The sequence below is a fragment of the Aquabacterium sp. genome, assembly GCF_030652515.1.
GTDB lineage: Bacteria > Pseudomonadota > Gammaproteobacteria > Burkholderiales > Burkholderiaceae_C > Aquabacterium.
Genome location: NZ_JAUSAR010000179.1, coordinates 1 through 19,373 on the forward strand (window position 1 = coordinate 1; position 19,373 = coordinate 19,373).

Consider the following 19,373-nt stretch of genomic DNA (forward strand, 5'->3'; position numbering starts at 1 on the left):
CACGCATGACCTGGCCAAGGGCGTGTTTGTAGGCGTGCTGCTCAGTGGCATCTTCTTTGCAAACAAGGTGGGGCGGATGATGCGCGTGGCCTCCAGCCAGCAAGACGATGGACAAACGCGGGTCTACACCGTCACAGGCCAAGTGTTCTTCGCGTCCGCCGAGAGCTTTGTGAACAGCTTTGACTTCAAGGAAGTGGTCAAGCAGGTTCGCATTGATGTGAGCGTTGCGCATTTCTGGGACATCACTGCGGTGAGTGCGCTGGACAAAGTGGTGCTCAAGTTCCGCCGAGAAGGTGCACAGGTCGAGGTCATGGGTCTCAACGAGGCCAGCGCCACGATGGTGGACCGTTTCGGTCTTCACGACAAAGCCGGGGCCGAATTGCCTCTCGGGCATTGAGCCGCAACGAACAGGAGACTGAACATGAACACCATATTGGCTTGTGTCGATTCACAGGGTAGCCCTATGGCTGTCTGCGATGGGGCTGCATGGGTGGCTTCCGTCCTGAGGGCACCCTTGACCTTTTTGCACGTCCTGGACCGCCACCCAGAGAAAGCCCAGCAACTGGATTTCAGTGGCCAGATCGGGCTGGGTGCGCAGGAAGACTTGTTGCAAGAGTTGAGTCAACTCGATGAGCGGCGCAGCGTCCTGGCACAGGAGCAGGGTCGTCAACTGTTGGAAGGGGCGCGCGTGCGTGCGCTCGCGGCCACGCAAGGGGCTTTGACGGTGGATGTCCGTCAGCGCCACGGGGAGTTGGTGGACACACTCATGGATCTGGAGGCGGGCACCCGCCTGATCGTGTTAGGTACGCATGAGTACAAGGCGTGGACTGCCAAGCGCCACCTGGACCATCATGTCGAGCGTGTGATTCGGACTGTCAAGCGACCCGTGCTTGTGGTCCCACAGGCGACCTTCGTGGCGCCTGGCAGCTTTGCTGTGGCTTACGACGGCAGCGCGACGGCCAGCAAGATGGTCGAGGCTTTGGCCAGCAGCCCATTACTCAAGGGTTTGTCGTGCCACCTTGTGCACGTCGGCGCCGACTCGGCTGGCATGCGCAACGAGGTTAGCCGGGCCGGTCAAGTCCTGTCTCAGGCCGGATGGACAGTGCAAACAGCCATCGAGAGCGGCGAGGTGGAAGAATCGTTGTCGCGCTATGTCGCCACGCACCAGTTGCAGTTGGTGGTGATGGGCGCATACGGGCACTCACGCATCCGCAACCTGATCGTGGGCAGCACCACGACCACCATGCTGCGTTACAGTCCGGTCCCGGTGCTGGTCTGGCGCTGATCGCCTCCCGGTCTGGTCAGCAATATGGACGATGTCATGGGATTCGAGTTGGGGCGCAGGGCTGAACGTGGTGGATGTCTCTTGCCGGCTCAAGTCGTCTCACGACATCCCCAGTGCTTGGGGGCGCGTATGGGGGTACGAAAATGCCGAATCGCCCGCTACGCTAGGCGTGGCAATGAGGTTCGTATGTCGCCCTCGCCAGAATCAGGTTTCATAGCGTCCCATAAAGACCCCAGTTACCACGCGAAAGCCCCGTCACCACGGGGCTTTTTGCGTTTTAGCGTGCTTTGACAGCCCGGAGGGGTGCCGCTGTTCAAGCCAAGGGGTGAAATTCCTCAAAGGCGGCAATGGCGTTGGCTGCATACATCAATGAAGGCCCTCCGCCCATGTAGGTGGTGACGCCCAGTGTCTCGTCAATCTCTTTGCGGGTCACCCCAAGCTTGACCAGCGTCTGCATGTGAAAGCCGATGCAGGGGTCGCACCTGGATGCGACGCTGAGTGCAAGTGCGATCAACTCCTTGGTCTTCCTGTCGAGCGTCCCGTCTGCGGTGGCGTGACGACCAAGGTCATTGAAGCTCTTCATGACCTCGGGTGTGTTCGCCCTTAACGTGGCAAGGCCAGCAGAAATAGATTGGGTCAACTCACGGAATTTTTCAGTTCGATCAGTCATGGAATTTCTTCAAGCGCTTAACATTTGACGTTGACGGTCTTCGCTGGACAAGTGCTCAGGCCGAAAGGCAGGTAAGCCGGGCATACCCTTTCTCCTGGGATGGAAACATGATGGTGGGTTTCTTCCGACCGAGCTTGATCAATGTCAAGGTACCGGCCGTTGAAGAAAATGTGCACGAGCCTGGAAGCGTCAAGAGGTGCCTTTGGCGCCTGACTTCACCATGTGATCTCGAGCTTTCTCATGGGTGGGCGTCGTGAAGTGCACGAAGATCGAAGTTTGACATCGCGCAAGCCGTCGGCCTGGCGGCACATGCACGATGGGGTCATGTGCGTGAACCGAGGAGAGAAGATGCATAAGCCGAAGATGGCCATCATCAGGCCTGAGGCGCGAGCCACGCAGCCAGCCTGATGGCCGGGCAAGGGGTTCCTTCATGAATCGGATCTGTGCAGACCCGTTGACGGGCGAAAAAATCTTTGCCATCAAAGGCTTGTGCAGAACCTACGGCGAAGGGGCGGTGGAGGTCAAAGCATTGACCGATGTGGACCTCACCATATTCCGGGGTGAATTCATTGTTCTGCTTGGTCCTTCAGGCAGCGGAAAGTCGACGCTCCTCAACATACTTGGGGGGCTTGATGTGCCAACGCGGGGCGAAGTCTGGTTTGGTGGCCAGGATCTGAGCCGGGCAAGCGAGAATGAACTGACGGCTTACCGCAGGCGCCACATCGGCTTTGTTTTCCAGTTCTACAACCTGATTCCCAGCCTGACAGTGCGGGAGAACGTTGCGCTGGTGACGGACATCGTGACAGACCCCATGCCCGTCGATGAGGCGGTCGATCGCGTGGGCCTGAGCCCCAGGCGGGACCATTTTCCCTCCCAGTTGTCTGGAGGGGAGCAGCAGCGGGTTGCGATCGCCCGGGCCATCGTCAAACGGCCGGATGTTCTCTTGTGCGACGAGCCGACGGGGGCGCTGGACTATCAGACCGGCAAGCTGGTTCTGGAGGTTCTGGAGCATGTCAACCGTGCATTCGGCACCACGTCCATCGTCATCACCCACAACGCGGCCATTGCCAAGATGGCCGATCGCGTGGTCTACCTGGGAGACGGGCGCGTCCAGCGAATCGAGACCAATGCGCACAAGGTCTCGCCATCGGAGTTGACATGGTGAGCCCGTCTCGCTTGTGCTTGGCCGGGGGATCACCGTGAAGGCGCTGGACCGCAAGCTGCTGCGCGATCTGCGCCGCATGTGGGCACAGGGCATCACGATCGCCCTGGTGGTGGCCAGCGGCATCGCGGGTTTCGTCACCAGCCTGTCGGCGGTCGATTCGCTGGCGATGGCCCGGGATCAATTTTACGCGGAGGGGCGGTTCGCCGATGTTTTCGCCAGTGTGAAGCGTGCGCCCCGCGCGGTCGAGGAATCGCTTCGCAAGGTGCAAGGTGTTGCCGACGTTCAGACCACGCTTGAGGAAATCGTGAGGGTGGAGTTGCCCCTGGTGAGTGATCCGGTCATCGGTCAGATGATTGGCATGGACCTGCGCAATCCCCAGCGCATGAACCGCATCACGGTGACCCATGGCAGGGCATTGACCCATCTTGGCGTGGGGGCGCAGCCGCATGGCGACATCGAGGTGCTGGTGTCCCAAGGCTTTGCCCAGGCACGCCGCCTTGAGCCTGGCGACGAGTTCTTCGCCACGCTCAATGGCCGGCGCAGAAGGTTGGTGGTGGTGGGCCATGCCGTGTCGCCCGAGTTCATCTTCGCCGGCCTGTGGGGGATGCCGGATGTGCGCGGCTATGGCATCTTCTGGATGGACCAGGACATCCTGGCGGGTGCTTATGGCATGGATGGGGCATTCACGCGCGTGGCGCTCAAGCTGGCACCAGACGCGTCGTTGCCGGTGACCATCGAAGCGGCCAGGCAGGTGCTGGCGCGCTACGGTGCCCGGGAGGTCATCGGGCGGGTCAATCAGACCTCGCATGCCATGCTGGACAACGAGATCAATGAACAGCGTGTGTTGGGCACGGTGCTGCCCATCATCTTTTTGGGCGTGGCCGCCTTCCTGTTCAACGTGGTGGTCTCGCGCCTGGTGGCCACCCAACGCGAGCAGATCGCCGCGTTGAAGGCGCTTGGCTATGGCAATGCATCGATCGCTGCGCATTACCTCAAAATGGTGCTGCTCATCGTGCTGGCGGGGCTCGTTCTTGGTCTGGGGGTGGGAGACAGGCTGGGCGAGGGATTCACCCACCTTTACTCAGAGCTCTTTCATTTCGCCCGTTTCGAGCACCGGCTGGCACCGTCGCTGGTCATGATCAGTACGGCGGTGGCCGTGGTAACCGCGGTCGCGGGGGCGATGAACGCCATCCTGTCCATCGTCAGGCTGGCACCAGCCGAAGCCATGCGACCGCCTGCGCCGGGACACTACCGTCGCACCTTGATGGAGGCGATCGGCCTGCGCGGGATGTCGCCATCGGTGAAGATGATCGTTCGCAACATGGAACGTCGGCCCTGGCGGACGGCGCTTTCCATGGGCGGCGTGGCCGTGGCCGTGGCCATCATCGTGATGGGAAACTTCCTGCGTGATGCGATCGCCCATGTGGTGGACGCTCAGTTCACTTTGAGCTTGCGAGGGGACGTGACGGTCTGGTCCGCTGAGCCGCTGGACAACGCGGTGCGGCTTGAGCTTGCAAGGTTGCCAGGTGTCCGGTCGGTGGAATCCACCCGCTTCGTGTCGGTCAACTTCGTCAATGGACATCGCCGTGAACGCGGAATGATCCGCGGCTACGCGGCCAGGCCGGAACTCTACCGCGTCATCGACATGGACCTGCGCCAGACCCTGCTGGAGGGCCGTGGGCTGGTGCTGACGGACAGATTGGCGGAAAAACTCGGGCTGAGGGTCGGGGACCCGGTCCAGGTGGAAGTGATCGAGGGCCGCGCCGGCACAGTGTTGCTGCCTGTCGGCGCGACGGTGCGCGAGATGATGGGCTTGAACGCCTACATGGACCGCGATGCCCTCAACCGGCTGCTGGGGGAAGGCGACATTGCCACGGGGTATGTCCTGTCGCTCGAACCCGGCCGGGAGGCCGAAGTGCTGGAGGCGAGCAAGGCCTTGCCCCGCGTGGCCGGGGCCTGGAGCAAAGGCACGATGCTGCGCAACATGGAAGAGATCAGTGCCCGCAACGTGCGCATCATGAGCAGCGTTCTCACCGTCTTTGCGAGTGTGATCGCCGTGGGCGTGGTCTACAACAACGCGCGCATCGCCTTGTCGGAAAGGGCCTGGGAGATGGCCAGCCTGAGGGTTCTGGGCTTCACGCGGGGCGAAGTGGCGGCCCTGCTGCTCGGTGAGCTGGCCATCGTCACGGCCCTGGCATTGCCTCTGGGCATGGGCCTGGGATGGGGGCTCACCCAAGTGGTGACACGGCTGCTGAGGTCGGACCAGTTCCAGTTTCCGGTGGTGATTTCGCCGGCGACCTACGCCTGGTCGTGCCTGTGCGTGCTGGTGGCAGGCGCAGTGAGCGCATGGGTCGTGCGGCGGCGAATCGACAGGCTGGACATGGTGTCCGCCTTGAAGACGAGGGATTGATTCATGAAAACGAAGACCTGGGCATATGGCGCCCTGGCGGCGGCGCTGGTGGGCGGTGCCATGGTCTGGGCATTTGCGCCCAGGCCGGTCGAAGTGGAGGTCGACACGGTGAAGGTCGGGCCGTTCGAAGCCAGCGTAGAAGAGGATGCCCGTACAAGGCTGCGCGACCGCTACACCGTCTCGGCCCCCGTGGCGGGGCGGCTTGCCCGCATCCCGCTGAAGGAAGGCGACCATGTCCACATCGGTGATACCTTGGCGATACTCAGCCCCGGACTACCCGCCATGCTGGACGACCGCACCCGGGCCGAGCACAGGGCGAGGCTGGATGCCGCACAAGCCCAGGTTCAACGCGCGAAGGCGCGCATTGCCCTGGCGATCGTTTTGACCAGGAAGGCGGATGACGAAGTGCTTCGCAGCGAGCAACTGGGCATGCAGGGCTTCATACCGCCGGCCAAACTGAACACCGACCGATTGGCCGCCCAGGCGGCGCAAGAGGACCGCAGAACGGCCGAGCTGGACCTGAAGGTTGCGCAGCATGAATCGGAACAGGCGCGCGCGGCGCTCATGAGGGTGCGGGAGGCGGAAACGGCCAGTGGCAGCAGGCCATTCATCGTGCGGGCACCGATCGAGGGCCGGGTTCTCAAGGTGATCCAGTCGAGTGAAGCCATGGTGTCGCTCGGCGCTCCGCTGCTGGAGATGGGCGATACCCGATCGCTTGAGATCGTGGCCGAATGCCTCACCACCGATGCCATCCGCCTGCGGCCTGGCGGCCTTGTCCACATTGACCGTTGGGGAGGTGAGGGCGCGTTGCAAGGTCGAGTGAGGCTGGTGGAACCCTCGGCTTTCACCAAGGTGTCGGCGCTGGGCGTCGAGGAGCAGCGCGTGCGTGTGCTGATCGACCTGAGCGGCCCCGATGTTCGGTGGCAGGGCTTGGGCGACGGCTTCAGGGTGACCGTGAGGCTGGTGACCGTGGCCCTGGACAGGGCGATCAAGGTGCCTCTGGCCGCGGTGTTCCCCTTGCCGGGCGATCAGGGTGACATGGCAGTCTTCGTCAAGGATGGCGGCCGGGCGCGGCTGACGCGGGTCAAGATTGGCGACGGCAATGGCCGTGAGGCATTGGTCAAAGGCGGCTTGCCTGCAGGCGCCACCGTGATCGTCTACCCCCCGGCAACGGTGCGCGACGGGGTACGCGTGGTGGCACGTCGGGTCTAGAGGCGCGGCGGGGAAGGGGGCTTTGCCATGGCCAAACTGCAAGTGACTTTGAACTGACATTGATCAAGTCCGATGGCCTCTGTCCGGCAAAAAATGATGCTTCACGGCGGCCTCCGTGGAGCCGAGCGAGGTTCGGGATCGTCAAGATGAAGCCCTGCGGCTCCAGATTGGCGAGATCGACGAGGCGCAAGAGCGGCGCGACATTGCAGAGATTGGCTTGGTCGAAGCCGCTTTGAATCACCTGGATGCTGGCATGTGTGGCGATTGCCTGGATTGCGGAGCAGAGATCGGACTTCAACGGTTGCTGGTGCAACCGGCTGCTCCTCGATGCGCCGCATGCCAGGCTGCGCACGAGCGATCCAAGTAGATTTTCAGACCAGGCGAGAAGGAGCCGACACGAGGCAGGGCCATGTTCAAGATGGAGCTCAAACTTGCGGGTGGTGCCGTCAGCAAAGCCAGACTGCTGCAGGCGCTGGCATTGGAGAGCGTGCCCAAGACATTGCACCGGGAACACTACTTCGACACACCGACCGGGCAACTGGCCGCTGGGGGTGTGCTGCTGGCCATGTCCTTCGAGGATGGCGTCTGGCGCCAGACATTGTGCTTGTCTGATGGTGGGTCAAGCAAAGTGCCCATCGATATGGTGGATCTGCCGGAGCACAAAGGGAAGGATGTCCCCTTTGTACACCTTGACAGGCACCGGTCAAAGCTCTCTGCTCGTGCATTGAGGAGGGCCCTGAACTGGCGTGCAGGTGAGCCAGTACCAACCCTGATCCAACAGTTCGTGCTGAGGTTCGAGCGCCGAATGCTCGACATGGAGGCAGGGCAGGGCCGCCTTCGGCTTCAGCTGGACCTGGGCACCATCCGCGCTCAAGGCAGTGCGTGGCCATGTTGTGAAGTCGTCATGAAGCTGGATTCGAGAGACGGACTTCAGCGCATGTTTGCGCTGGCCCAGCGCCTCGTGCATGACCACGGCATGTGTCTTGGCATGACCGACCCGGCGTTGAGAGGATTGAACCTGATCGGTTCATCAGGGCCACTGAGCGCTTCATTGGCCGGCCCCGTCAAGTTTGATGCGGCTGGGGATGCCGATCAACAGTTTCGAGCCATGGTCAGGCATGGCCTCGAGCACATCCTGCTCAACGCACCCGAGTTCGTCGATCAGCCACGTGAGGCGGAGCGGATTCACCAATTGCGGGTTGGGATCCGGCGGCTGCGGACCTTGCTGACAGAAGTCGGTTCTTCGCACAGTGGCGTGAATCCAGCTTGGCAGGTTGCGTTGGCGCGGGTGTTTCGCAAGCTGGGTGCTCAGCGGGATCAGGATTTGCTCGGCGACCTCCAACGGAAGATGGCGGATGCAGGCGCTCCCGAGCTCTTGGGCACACCTGCGTTCAATCCAAACGCACCGTTATCTCGCGATGCCGTTCGCACGCCGGATTTCCAATCCGTGCTGATTGACTTGCTGTGCTTCAGCATCTGTTCGTCAACCACGCCATCCGTTCAGGCCCAAACCTTGCGCAAGTTGCTGAAACGGCGTCTTGAAGCATTGCACCACAAGGTCTTGTCCGACGGGAAGCGCTTTGCATCGCTGCCCGAAGCTCAGCAGCATCGGGTTCGAAAGCGATTGAAGCGTTTGCGCTATCTGAGCGAGTTCGCCAGGCCGCTTTTCAAGCGTGGCAAGGTTGATCGCTACCTCGAAGCCCTGCGCCCCGCGCAAGATGCTCTGGGCGCATACAACGACCGCATCACGGCGTTGACCGCTTGGCGCACACACACGAAGGCAGATGCGCATGCATGGTTCGCTGTCGGCTGGCTTTCCGCTGGTCGGGATCAGGCAACGCAGGCCTGTCAGACGGCTCTCCACGAGATCGAAAAGGTCGCCCGGTTCTGGCCTTGAGTTGATTCACATCAAGGCGTGGGGCGGCGGATTTCAAACAATGAAAACACGGCGGCACTTTCGCGGCCAATTTTTTCATCGAGTAAAGGTTCCCCCATGTCCACAAGCAAATTCGAGTACGTCGTATCGGGTGTTGATCTGAACGACGAGCAAAAAGCCACGGTGTCGAACGCCATTGCGGCGGCTGTCAGTCACGCTCTGCTGGGTTCCGCATTCCAGGTCGGTGCGGTGCCAGGCGGTACGGCTCCGGCTCCCGCGCAAGTGCTGGCGAAAGGCAAGGTGTGGGGCGCGTTCGGATGAGGGCGCGGTCCGATCAACGGCGGACGGCTGATCTTCGCAGCCACGGCTGCCGAGGTGGCCGAGCTGGCCAAAGGCGTGAAGCTCGGTCATTGACGAGGAGGCACCATGGAGGGCGCAAAGCAACTGACCTGTCCGAACGCGCCTCCTGAGCCTGGCGCGGCGATCATTGGCGTGGTGCAGGCAAGTGGGCAGATCGCCTACGTCTCCCCCAGCATTCCTCTGACGCGGGATCTGGTGATGTCTTTCCAAGCAAAGCACATCGAAGTCGAGAACCGCTTGAGGGTGGCAGGGCCCTGCAGTGCTGCAGATTGCATCCAGTGGGGGCAAGGCCGATGCAGTCTGGTCGACAAGGTCGTGGCAGATGTGCGGCAGCCCCTTGCCTTGCCATCACATGGCTTGCCTCGCTGCGGCATCCGCCAGACCTGCCGCTGGTTTGTTCAACACAACGTGCGGGCTTGCCATGCCTGTCCAGAGGTTGTTCGCAAGCCCGCGCAGTTGTACGGCCGAAGTGCTGAGTGACCCCTTTCATCTCTGTTTTGAACTGGAGAAATCATGAGTTCGATCAATGTGGTCCTATGTCAGGCAGTTCGAACCGCCATCGGGACTTTTGGCGGAACCCTCAAGGACATGCCCGCGCCTGATCTTGGTGCACTCGTGGTCAAACACTGCCTGGACAAGCTGGATCTGGGTGGTCGGCAGATCGACGGGCTGATCATGGGGCAAGTGATTCAAGCGGGCGGCAAGATGAATCCGGCACGCCAGGCGGGCATCTCCGCAGGCCTGTCGGCCAACGTCCCGGCGATGACCGTCAACCGTGTGTGCGGATCTGGCGCACAGGCCATCCTGAGCTCGGCCATGGAAATCTGGGCGGGGGTCGGCAAGGCCTTCATCGCTGGTGGCATGGAGAACATGGACAGGGCGCCCTACCTGCTGCCGCAGGGAAGGTGGGGCGCGCGCATGGGCGATGTACCGCTGCTGGACAGCATGCTTCACGATGGTTTGCACGATGCCTTCAGTGGTCGGCATTCAGGATGGCATACCGAAGAGGTCGCGGCATTGCACCACATCACCAGGGAAGCGCAGGACCAGTGGGCCCTGCGTTCACAGCAACGCTTCTCCACTGCGCAATCGCTTGGGAAGTTCGACACCGAGATCGTGCCTTTGCGCATTCCGGGCAAGAAAACCGAGGTGGTTTTCCAGAAGGATGAGCACAACCGGGCCGACTTGAGCCTGGAGATGCTGTCGAGGCTCAAACCGGCCTTCAAGGATGGTGGCACGATCACGGCGGGGAATGCGCCTGGTCTGAACTCTGGCGCCGCCGCGATGATCGTTGCGGAGAAAGGGTGGGCAGAGCAGGCAGCGCTCAGGCCAATGGCACGCCTGGCAGGGCATGGTGTGACTGCCCTGGAGCCAGGCTTGTTCGGACTGGGGCCGGTGGCGGCCATCCGGCTGGCCTTGGCCCGTGCTGGCTGGCGTCCGGAGGATGTGGACCGCTACGAGATCAACGAGGCGTTTGCCGCGGTCACGTTGGCCTGCATCAAGGAGCTCGAACTTCCGGCAGAGATCGTCAATGTGGAGGGCGGTGCCATCGCGCACGGGCATCCCATTGGTGCTACCGGGGCAGTGCTGGTGACCCGGCTGCTGCATGCCATGCAGCGGGAAGGGCTTCGGCGCGGTGTGGTGGCTCTGTGCATTGGCGGAGGCCAAGGCATAGCACTGGCGCTGGAGGCCATGGCCTGATCGTCGCTCGTGACAGCCATGGACCGCCTGGGGCAAGTTCCAGACCACGTGCTGGGGTTGCGGCGTCTTTTGGAGCGCAAGGCCGGGCATGCTGTGGAACTGCATGAAACGCACATCTCGTGGGTGCTGGTTGACGATGAATTCGCCTACAAGCTCAGAAAAAACATCAAACTGCCATTCGTGGATTTCAGCACACTGGCCGCCCGTCGAGAGGATTGCCAGAAGGAGGTGACGCTGAATCGCAGGTGGGCACCGAATTTCTACCTCGGGGTGGTCGAAGTCCATGGCAATGATGTGCTTCCGGGGTGGGATGGCCCCGGGCAGGTGGTCGATTTCGCCGTGCTCATGAGGCGGCTTCCCGAGGGATCGTTGCTGAAGGATCTGGTGGCCGCGTCTCGGATTAAAAGAGATGACATGGCATCCCTGGCAAAGACCATCTCGGATGTCCATGAAGCAGCCCCCATCGCTGACATGTCGAGCCCGGCATCGTGCGCCAAGGGCGTGGGCGCCGCCTTGTCAAACCTCCTGGATCAGCTGCAGCGCTCTCCACTGGACGATGCCGATGCCCGGCGTTTGGACGGCATCAGGGCCTGGGTGAAGGCTGAGTTGGCCCGCAGTTCGCCGTGGATTGAAGCAAGGGCATTGGGCGGCATGGTCAGGGACTGCCACGGCGATCTCCACCTCGGCAACATCGCCCGCACGAACGAAGGATGGCTGTTGTTCGATGGCCTGGAATTCGACGATGGATTGCGCAGGGCGGACGTCATGAGCGACCTGGCGTTCCTGACGATGGATCTGAAGGTTCACGGGTGCCAGGAGTTGGAGTTTGCTCTTCTGGATGGCTACCTGCAGCACACGGGGGACCATGAAGGCGTCAGACTCCTGCGTCTGTACGAAGTTCATCGGGCGCTTGTCCGCCTATTGGTGGTCAGAATGCGGGGGCTGAACGCTGGCCTGTCGTCTGGCGATGCCTATCTTTCATTCATCACGGCTTCCATGGAGAGGGGGGTTGCGAGCCAGCCTTGCCTCGTGCTCATGCATGGTCTGTCCGGATCGGGTAAATCGAAACTCTCGGCTGACATCGCCGTCAGCTTGCCAGCGGTGCGCGCTCGTTCAGATGTGGAGCGCAAACGCCTCTTCGGCCTCACCGAACTTGCTGATTCAAAGGCCAGCCATCTTGACATCTATTCAGCGCATGCCAACGAGCGAACCTTGAAGCGACTGGCCGACTGCGCAGAGTGGGCGCTGCAAGGAGGTTGGTCTTTCGTGGCCGACGCTACCTTCCTGCTGCAGGCGGATCGCGATTGTTTCAGAGCGCTTGCTCAGCGGACGCAATGCGGCTTCACCATCGTGCATTGCGAGGCCGAACTGGATACTCTTTGCCGAAGAACACGCGCGCGCGGCGAGGCGGCAAAGGATGCATCGGAAGCGACAGAGTCCGTGATCTGGCACCAGATCGCGTCTGCCGAACACTTGCGCCCAGATGAGCTTGAGTGCGCACTGACAGTCTGTACCGAACGGCAGATCAGTTCAGCGGGTATCGCGGCAATCTGTCAGGCAATTCATGTGAGATGGTTCGTCCTTGAATGCAGGGATTTGCATCAGCCCTAGGATGTCCGAAGGCGGGTCCATTCAGGTGCAATACCTTGGACCTGGGGATTGGATCGCGATGGCCCGCCGACCTTGGAGAGCAACTTGCGATTCATCGGGCGCATGGCCTTGATCGCGCTGCCGAATGCCTGAATCCGAGCCTCCGTTCCGATGAACTCAAGCTCGATGGGGCGAAGCCACATCCCTAGTACCGGATACCGGCCTGTCCAATGGGCCACTCTTTCAGCCCCTTCGTGGCAGATGACCTCGCTCTGGAGCGTGAGCAGAATGATATCGGCCCTGAAGTCTTGAAGGCTTGAAAGAAGCCTGCACATCGGCCCACCCGCACGGTAGGTCGATGCGGGAGCGACCAGTACGACCGCGTCGAACCCATCAGCCGCAGGGCCTGAATAAACAATGGGCTTGAACTTGCTGGCGTTAGAGGCCATCAGATCCCATAAGCTTGCGCCCCAGCTGGAGGAGGGCGCCGCTGCATGCACCTTGGCCATTGCCCACCCTTGTCGATCGCACAGTATCCGAGCTGCTTGCAGGCTGGCCTGTTGATCGGCGTAGGCTATGACGAGAATATTGTCCTTGGGCCGACAGACGGTCACTACATTGCCAGAGACTGTGACGCGTGAATGATTCATTGGAAAACCTCCCTCAGGTCAGTGTGGCTAGTGCATCAAGCCTCTTGAAAATCCAAATCCAAGCCATTTCAAGGGCTCTTGCAATGCCGCCACTACCGAAGAATGCGCGCAAAATGGCAAGAAATCCATCGCTGGATGGTGTGGCGCTTGCGCAATGTCAACTCAGCTTGAGTCACGCAGTGTGGGCACGTTCATGTGCTTTCTTGTTCGCGCCGATTGATCATCGTCAAGTGCTGCTTGTGCATCAATGCCTAGCATCTTCTCCAGGTCGGCACATTGACCGGACCTCCAATCTGAGGATGCGAAATGATGAACTCTCATATCGATGCGACTCATGTGATGAACCAAATGTCGAAAGGCCTGCGTCGCATGGTTGACGAAGCCGAAGACATGGTGAAAACAGCCGCCAACACCGGAGATGCCAAGTTGGACGCGGCACGTGAAAAAATGCAGGAACAGTTGCACCTCATGCGCCGCCAGCTGGAGGAAGTTGAAGACAGCCTGGGCGACAACATCAAGCGGGCCGCACGGGCAACCCATGAACAAGTCCATGATCACCCTTATGCGACGGCTGGCATCTTCGGCTTGATTGGCTTGGCGGCGGGCTTCATGTTGGCGCGTCGCTGATGGGTTTGAAGGCTTTGACTGAGCAAGATAGTGGCCCACCGGCATCAGGGACGGTGGCAGCAGGCTTGACTCATGGGGCAAGCATGGAGAATGCGGTTGACATGGGATGTCCCTGACTAATGGCTCATGGAAGGAAACTGCAAGCGATGACCGCCCTGGCTCAGTCCAATGCCCAGAGTGCTTCGAGCTTGATGGGGTCGAGCCACCGAATGGCCTCTTCAAAGGTGGACACCACGCCATAACGTTCGAGGCGTTTGAGTTGGGTCTTCAGCACCTCCCTGTCCAAGGCAAGCCACGTGGCCACGTTTGAAACTGGCATGACCAAGGCAATGGCCCCATCGGAATCCATCATCGCGGGCTTGAACTCAGCCAGACTGGCCAGATAGGACAGGCCCGCAACGGTCCGGGCAAAGGCTGGCAAATCACGGAGGCGGTACGAAACCCGCCAATCCCTGAGGAGTGCGGCGCCAGCCGTTCGCATGAGTAGATCGTTGATCAATGTGGTTGATGGGGCCATGGCCTGAAGCGCGATTGACGAAGGGCCACACCTTGCACCCGATTTGACATCGGATGCTTGCTGGCGCGCGAGCACGCCGCTCAGGATGACGAATGCCTGCTCACTATGTTTGCCCGGCTCATAAAGTAGGGCACCAGCGTCCAACTGCATTTCATTGCACGGCAAAGTGATCGAAGCGTCACACGAGATGTCGCAGGACCCGAGTCCCAGGGCCATCAGCAGATCGCGAATGCTGATCTGCTGGGTGATGACACGGTTTGCATTGACGGGAGCTTGCAGGATGGCTGCGCACTGTCCCCTCAGTTTTGTGGCTTGGGCCTCGCGGCCTTGTGCAATTTTGGCCTCTGGGTAACCGTGCTTGAGCAGCGCCAGGCCATACTGCGGAGCATTGAGGCGGGCGCGGGTGCTTCTGCTGTCAGTGGTTGGGTTGGTCATGGCGCATCCAAGTTTTTCTGTCAGATGCGATTTGGCGTTTTTTGTGAATTATTTGGCAGTCGTTCACCCACGTAGGTGCTGGCACGTAGGCATGCCGCTTTGTCAGACCTTGGTGTGGCCGCAGTCCTTGGCCAGCGCGGCCAACTCAAGCACCGTCGCAGTGTTCGTCTTGAGCAAGATGCGCGATCTGTGCACCTCGACTGTTCGATGGCTGATGCCCAAGGTGCGTGCGATCTCCTTGTTGGGCACGCCATTGATGGCCAATGCCAGCACATCGCGTTCCCTCTCGCTCAAACGCGCAAACACCTGCCGCTTGGCCCGCAACTCTTCCTCCTGGCACCTTTGCTCTGTGTCAACCTCCATGGCGCGAGCCACGCGCTCCAGCAGTTTTCCACCCTCGATCGGCTTGGTCAGGAAGTCCAGCGCCCCGGCCTGGATGGTGCGAACGGTGGTCGGTATGTCGCCATGGGCGGAGAGGAAGATGATCGGGATGCCAGCTCCACGCTGATTCAGCTCAGCCTGCAGCTGGGCACCTTGCATGCCCGGCAATCTGAGGTCAAGCAGCAAGCAACCTGGATGCGCGGGGTCAAGCGTCTGAAGATAGCCTTCGGCGCTGGAAAAGCTCTGAACCCGATAGCCTGCGGTCTCCAGCAAGAAGCCAAGGCCATCCCTGACCGCGTCGTCGTCGTCAACAATGAAGACGGTTGGCGCTTTCATGAAGCGAGCGGCAGAGTGAACCGAAACGTGGCTCCGGCCTGCCCGGCGTCCTCATGCCAGAGTTGGCCTCCGTTGGCCGCGATCAAGGCACGGCTCACAGCCAAGCCCATGCCGAGGCCATTGTCCTTGGTGGTGAAGAACGGCTCGAACGCCTCTCGGGCAATCGCGGCATTGAGGCCTGGGCCGCTGTCCTGCACGGTGACCACCGCCATGCTGCGCAGCGACGTGGTTGAAACACCAATGGTGATGGCTTTGAGATCAACACCAGCGCCTTGCATGGCCTCGACGGAGTTGGACAGCAGGTTGACAAGAACTCTCTCGACTTGCATGCGAGAGGCCAGGGCAGGCTTCAAGCCAGGTTCAAGCAAGGTGTTGAACTTGATGCCTGGCTCGTTTCTGGCCTGCACGCTGGCAATGGCCTCTTCCACGACTGCATTGATGTCAAAAGCCTCGATCTGCGGTGCGCCTTTGTACAGGAACTGCATCAACTCGCGCATCACGTCGCCAGCGCGCTGGGTTTGCTTGGCCGCGCTTTCAAGCGCGTGCCGCATGAGTTCGGCCTTCGGGTTGTCGGCATGGAGCAGGCGCAGGGCCGCTGCGGTGTAGGAGGCTACCGCGTTCAACGGTTGATTCAGGTCATGAGCAATCGCGGCTGCCGTTTGCGTGGCGACTTGCAGAGCCATGACCTGCTCGAACTCGCCGCGCAATCGGCGCAAGGCGTTTTCAGCCCGCTTGCGGTCATCGATGTCTTCCACAACGGCAATGAAGTAATTTGCTTGGCCATCGATTTTTCTTGCCAGAGAAACGGTGAGGCGAATCCACACGGCCACGCCATCCTGGCGTATACAGCGCTTGTCCAAGGCGTACTGCTCGATCTCACTGTCCAGAAGCGCCTGTACCCGCGCAAGATCGAGCGCCAGGTCATCTGGATGGGTGATGGACTGGAATGTTCTTCTGGTCAGTTGTTCTCGGCTGTAACCGACAATGTCGCAGAGTTTCTGATTCACCCGGAGCCAGTGCCCGTCGAGCGCGACGTGCCCCATGCCCACCGCCGCTTGCTCGAAAGCTTCCCGGAACCGCTGTTCGCTTTGAGCAATGGACTCACGGTCTCGAATGCGATCGGAGATATCTTCGGTGAAGATGACAATGCCGCCAATGCCGCCATCGACGTCGATCCACGGGCGGGCTTCCCAGCGCAGCCATTGGGTCATGCCGTTGACACGATCAAATCGGTCTTCCTCCATGCGCTCAACCTGGCCTGACAGGCATCGTTGATGGATGGCTTTCCAAGCGTCGCTGATTTCTGGGAAAACCTCGTAATGATTGAGCCCAACGATGTCCTTTCCTTCCAGTCCATAGTCGAGTAGCCACCGATTGCTCACGGCCAGGTAATTCATGTTGGAATCGAACATGGCCAGCGCCACCGGCGAGTGCTCGATGAAAAGACGAAGCTGGGCTTCTCTGCGCCGCAACGAATCATCGGCCCTCTTCGAGGCGGTGATGTCATCCTTGATCGCCGCGAAATGGGTGATCACCCCCTCTTCATCGCGGATGGGCGAAATGATCGTCTTCTCCCAAAAAAGGGAGCCATCTTTGCGTCGATTGTGGAACTCCCCATGCCAGACTTCACCTTTGTTGATGGTCTGCCAAAGCAGTTGGTACTCTTCTTTCGAGGTGTGTCCCGATTTGAGAAAGTTGGGAGGTTGGCCCATCACTTCCGCCGCGCTGTAGCCAGTGGTTTTTTCAAAACTGGGGTTCACATACTCGATGAGACCCTGTAGGTCTGTGATCACGATGGCGCTGGCCGTCTGTTCAACCACGCGGGAGAACTTGCGCAACGCTTCCCCGGTTCGTCTCCGTTCGGTGATATCGACGATGCAGGCCAGCATGCGCTTGCCCGCAATGGGTGACAAGCTGACCTCCGCGGCAAATTCACTTCCATCGCGGCGATAGCCCGGGGTTTCGAGCCCGCGACCCATCTGGCGCGGGGTGGGGAAGGCTTGGTACTGGCTGCGAAGGTCCCGGTGGCGGGAGCGCAGGCGGGGCGGAATCAAGTCCTCAACCCGCAGGCCGAGCAGTTCACTCTCCGTGCACCGAAAGAGTCGACCTGCAGCGGCATTGACGCTGATAATCCCGCCAGTGTGGTCGACCACCATCATGGCATCGACCACTGCCTGTATCAGGGTCTCATAGTCCGGATCGCCCATGGCCACCTACCATCAAAGCTAGCGCTCACGCGCGATGGTCAGGACCTTAGCGACCCCTCAATCCACAGCCTTGATCTGAGTCAAGAATGCCTCAGCTCACTGGATGAGGATCTGGTGTCCGGCGTCGGCGTCGAGTTTAGGCAAGGTCAGCAGCAAAACGCCATCCTTCAGCTTGGCCTCCACGCCTTTTCTGTCCACCTCGTGAGCCAGCGAAAAGCTCCTCGAAATGCTGCCGTGAAAAGTTTCCTTGACCAGAAGCTTGTTGCCCTTTCCTTCCTTCTCCTCGTTCTTGTTGACTTCGGCTGAAATGGAAACAAGGTTGCCGTTGATGCTGACGCGAATGTCGTCCTTCTTGATGCCTGGCATCTCTGCCGAGACGAGGTATTGCTTGTCGTTCTCACGAACATCGATGCGAATCTCGTTAACAGCAAATGGCGTGGCGAACGTTGGCGCCTGGAAGAGCCGATGGAACACCTTAGGAATGAAATCGTCGGTCCGACCACCAGGGGCAGTCTATGAATTTCTTGGCTGCATCATTTGCGCGAAATCAAGCAAGCCATTGAAGCAAGTCATGGTTCGGAATGCCGATGACTCGATGAGTCTTGCCATTGCGCCCACGAACGCTGGGGCGCGCCGCATTGCAGCTAACTTGGGTGCGCCCCAGATTCTGGCTCGTGAGATAGTGATCCAGGGCAGATTTCGCGCGCCTCAAGGCCTCATCGACCATGGGCCCGCCAAGTTCGGTGTTCAGTTCCAACTCATTCGGGGCGGTTTGGATCAACTGGAAATCGACCAGCTCTTCGATGCTCTCAACCACCGTGCTCAGGGCCAGCGCTGAGACGGCGGCTTGGCCGTGACGATCTCCCAAGTGCAACAGATCCCCGCTACGCCCCTGTACCTCGATCACCGGCAGCACCGAACCGCATTCACATGGCATGGATGCAATGGAGACACGGTCTCCCAGGTCGTAGCGGATGATGGGTTGAACGTGATTGGCCAGGTTGGTCAACAAGGTGGTGCTCCCCACCTGGCCGATCGGCACGGGTCGATTCATCTCATCGACGGGTTCCAGGATGGCCCAGTCACTGTTGAGATGAAGCCTTTGGTGTGCGCATTCGAAGGCCAGGGACATGAACTCCGATGCACCATAGCTGTTGATGACTTCGGCGTTGAAGGCCTGGGATATCGCTGTGCGCATGGCGTCGGTCAGCGTTTCTCCGCCGGTCCATATCTCTCGTGGGTTGATGTCCAGCTTCCCGCGCATTTTCTCCTCGGCCAGCATGATGGCCACGCTTGGATAAGTGGTGATCACCCGGGGATTGAAGCTCACCAACTCCCGCGCCAGTGCGGGAAGTGGCTGAAGGAAGGAGATGCCTTGTAGCGCTCTGGACAAGAAGGGGTTCAAACGCCGCAGCCGCTCCACTGAAACGGTGCTGGCAAAGTGTCCATTGGTGGCGCCCACAAAAGCGATCCTGTCGAGCACGCCCCATGGATCGAGCAGATGCAATGGAAGGTTTGGAACGCGACGACGAGTCGCCTCGAGCGCGTCGTACACGGCCATCGCCGCGGCATCCTGCACGAAGACACCGGGTGCGCCATGGCTTCCCGAGCTCTCCCAGACCAAGAATCGACCCTGATAGGCCGAACCGATGAGACTTGGATCCTGAATGAACTGGCGCAAGGCGGCCAACTCCAGTCGAGGGTCACAAACCCAGTCATGGAAGTTGGCCATCAGGTAGGCCTTGTTCATGATTGGCAGATCTTCAAGATGAAGGGAGCCTGCGGGCCGCCCGTCCAGAATGCGCCGATAAAGAGCGGACCCTTTCGCTGATGTCAGAAGTGACGTCAGCCGCTGGGATTGGAGCCGTTTCAGCGTCGCGTGGCTGGACACGGTTGCCGCCATGGCCTCCCATGTCGCGATGCCGCCCGTCCAGGGATCAAATGCATGCAT

19 protein-coding genes are annotated in these 19,373 nt (G+C 60.4%); 12 read left to right on the top strand and 7 right to left on the bottom strand.

The genetic code is table 11. The features are described 5' to 3' along the window. Positions 1–397 (top strand): STAS domain-containing protein (locus Q7V20_RS20295; RefSeq protein WP_304795338.1); only part of this gene is annotated, 397 nt, incomplete at its 5' end. A gap of 24 nt (positions 398–421) precedes the next feature. After that, on the top strand, positions 422–1,285 hold the full coding sequence (locus tag Q7V20_RS20300) for a universal stress protein (RefSeq protein WP_304795340.1): 864 nt from the start codon (positions 422–424) through the stop codon (positions 1,283–1,285). Positions 1,286–1,598: 313 nt separating this feature from the next. On the opposite strand, the gene Q7V20_RS20305 is transcribed toward Q7V20_RS20300, so the two are convergent. Then, a complete protein-coding gene (locus tag Q7V20_RS20305) occupies positions 1,599–1,955 on the bottom strand; it encodes a carboxymuconolactone decarboxylase family protein (RefSeq protein WP_304795342.1) in 357 nt (118 codons plus the stop codon). Positions 1,956–2,385: 430 nt separating this feature from the next. Between Q7V20_RS20305 and Q7V20_RS20310 the strand changes: the two genes are divergently transcribed. The 9 genes from Q7V20_RS20310 (at position 2,386) to Q7V20_RS20350 (ending at position 12,290) form a co-directional block, all read left to right on the top strand. Then, the gene (locus tag Q7V20_RS20310) at positions 2,386–3,120 is read left to right on the top strand and encodes an ABC transporter ATP-binding protein (RefSeq protein ID WP_304795344.1); all 735 of its coding nucleotides are present in this window, start codon (positions 2,386–2,388) and stop codon (positions 3,118–3,120) included. A 34-nt stretch (positions 3,121–3,154) separates the two neighbouring features. Then, the gene (locus Q7V20_RS20315) at positions 3,155–5,530 is read left to right on the top strand and encodes an ABC transporter permease (RefSeq protein ID WP_304795345.1); all 2,376 of its coding nucleotides are present in this window, start codon (positions 3,155–3,157) and stop codon (positions 5,528–5,530) included. Between the two features lie 3 nt (positions 5,531–5,533). Beyond that, complete coding sequence (locus Q7V20_RS20320) at positions 5,534–6,742, top strand: efflux RND transporter periplasmic adaptor subunit (RefSeq protein WP_304795347.1); 1,209 nt, start codon at positions 5,534–5,536, stop codon at positions 6,740–6,742. A 115-nt stretch (positions 6,743–6,857) separates the two neighbouring features. Next, positions 6,858–7,109 (top strand): TraR/DksA C4-type zinc finger protein, encoded by a 252-nt coding sequence (locus Q7V20_RS20325; RefSeq protein WP_304795349.1) that lies wholly within the window; start codon positions 6,858–6,860, stop codon positions 7,107–7,109. Between the two features lie 42 nt (positions 7,110–7,151). After that, positions 7,152–8,639 carry a CHAD domain-containing protein gene (locus Q7V20_RS20330; protein WP_304795351.1) on the top strand — a complete coding sequence of 496 codons (1,488 nt, stop codon included), beginning with the start codon at positions 7,152–7,154 and terminating at the stop codon, positions 8,637–8,639. Between the two features lie 96 nt (positions 8,640–8,735). Next, positions 8,736–8,939: a hypothetical protein gene (locus Q7V20_RS20335; RefSeq protein ID WP_304795353.1), complete on the top strand. Its 204-nt coding sequence runs from the start codon at positions 8,736–8,738 to the stop codon at positions 8,937–8,939. A gap of 105 nt (positions 8,940–9,044) precedes the next feature. Further along, complete coding sequence (locus tag Q7V20_RS20340; RefSeq protein WP_304795355.1) at positions 9,045–9,458, top strand: hypothetical protein; 414 nt, start codon at positions 9,045–9,047, stop codon at positions 9,456–9,458. 33 nt (positions 9,459–9,491) lie between these two features. Then, on the top strand, positions 9,492–10,679 hold the full coding sequence (locus Q7V20_RS20345; protein WP_304795357.1) for a thiolase family protein: 1,188 nt from the start codon (positions 9,492–9,494) through the stop codon (positions 10,677–10,679). Positions 10,680–10,697: 18 nt separating this feature from the next. Beyond that, complete coding sequence (locus Q7V20_RS20350) at positions 10,698–12,290, top strand: bifunctional aminoglycoside phosphotransferase/ATP-binding protein (protein WP_304795437.1); 1,593 nt, start codon at positions 10,698–10,700, stop codon at positions 12,288–12,290. Here Q7V20_RS20350 and Q7V20_RS20355 read toward each other — a convergent pair. After that, entirely contained in the window at positions 12,287–12,919 is a 633-nt protein-coding gene (locus Q7V20_RS20355; protein ID WP_304795359.1) for a hypothetical protein, read from the bottom strand. The genes Q7V20_RS20350 and Q7V20_RS20355 overlap by 4 nt on opposite strands. 339 nt (positions 12,920–13,258) lie before the next feature. Here Q7V20_RS20355 and Q7V20_RS20360 point away from each other — a divergent pair, with 339 nt between their 5' ends. Further along, on the top strand, positions 13,259–13,546 hold the full coding sequence (locus Q7V20_RS20360; protein WP_304795361.1) for a YqjD family protein: 288 nt from the start codon (positions 13,259–13,261) through the stop codon (positions 13,544–13,546). Positions 13,547–13,706: 160 nt separating this feature from the next. Here the strand turns inward: Q7V20_RS20360 and Q7V20_RS20365 are convergent, their stop codons facing one another. The 5 genes from Q7V20_RS20365 to Q7V20_RS20385 form a co-directional block, all read right to left on the bottom strand. Next, positions 13,707–14,498: a hypothetical protein gene (locus Q7V20_RS20365; RefSeq protein ID WP_304795363.1), complete on the bottom strand. Its 792-nt coding sequence runs from the start codon at positions 14,496–14,498 to the stop codon at positions 13,707–13,709. 102 nt (positions 14,499–14,600) lie between these two features. Then, positions 14,601–15,215, bottom strand: a complete 615-nt coding sequence (locus Q7V20_RS20370; RefSeq protein WP_304795364.1) for a response regulator transcription factor — start codon at positions 15,213–15,215, stop codon at positions 14,601–14,603. After that, positions 15,212–17,422: a PAS domain S-box protein gene (locus Q7V20_RS20375; RefSeq protein WP_304795366.1), complete on the bottom strand. Its 2,211-nt coding sequence runs from the start codon at positions 17,420–17,422 to the stop codon at positions 15,212–15,214. The genes Q7V20_RS20370 and Q7V20_RS20375 overlap by 4 nt, the downstream gene beginning before the upstream one ends. 96 nt (positions 17,423–17,518) lie before the next feature. Next, positions 17,519–17,896, bottom strand: a complete 378-nt coding sequence (locus Q7V20_RS20380; protein ID WP_304795368.1) for an Hsp20/alpha crystallin family protein — start codon at positions 17,894–17,896, stop codon at positions 17,519–17,521. Positions 17,897–17,969: 73 nt separating this feature from the next. Next, positions 17,970–19,373 (bottom strand): phenylacetate--CoA ligase family protein, encoded by a 1,404-nt coding sequence (locus Q7V20_RS20385; RefSeq protein WP_304795370.1) that lies wholly within the window; start codon positions 19,371–19,373, stop codon positions 17,970–17,972.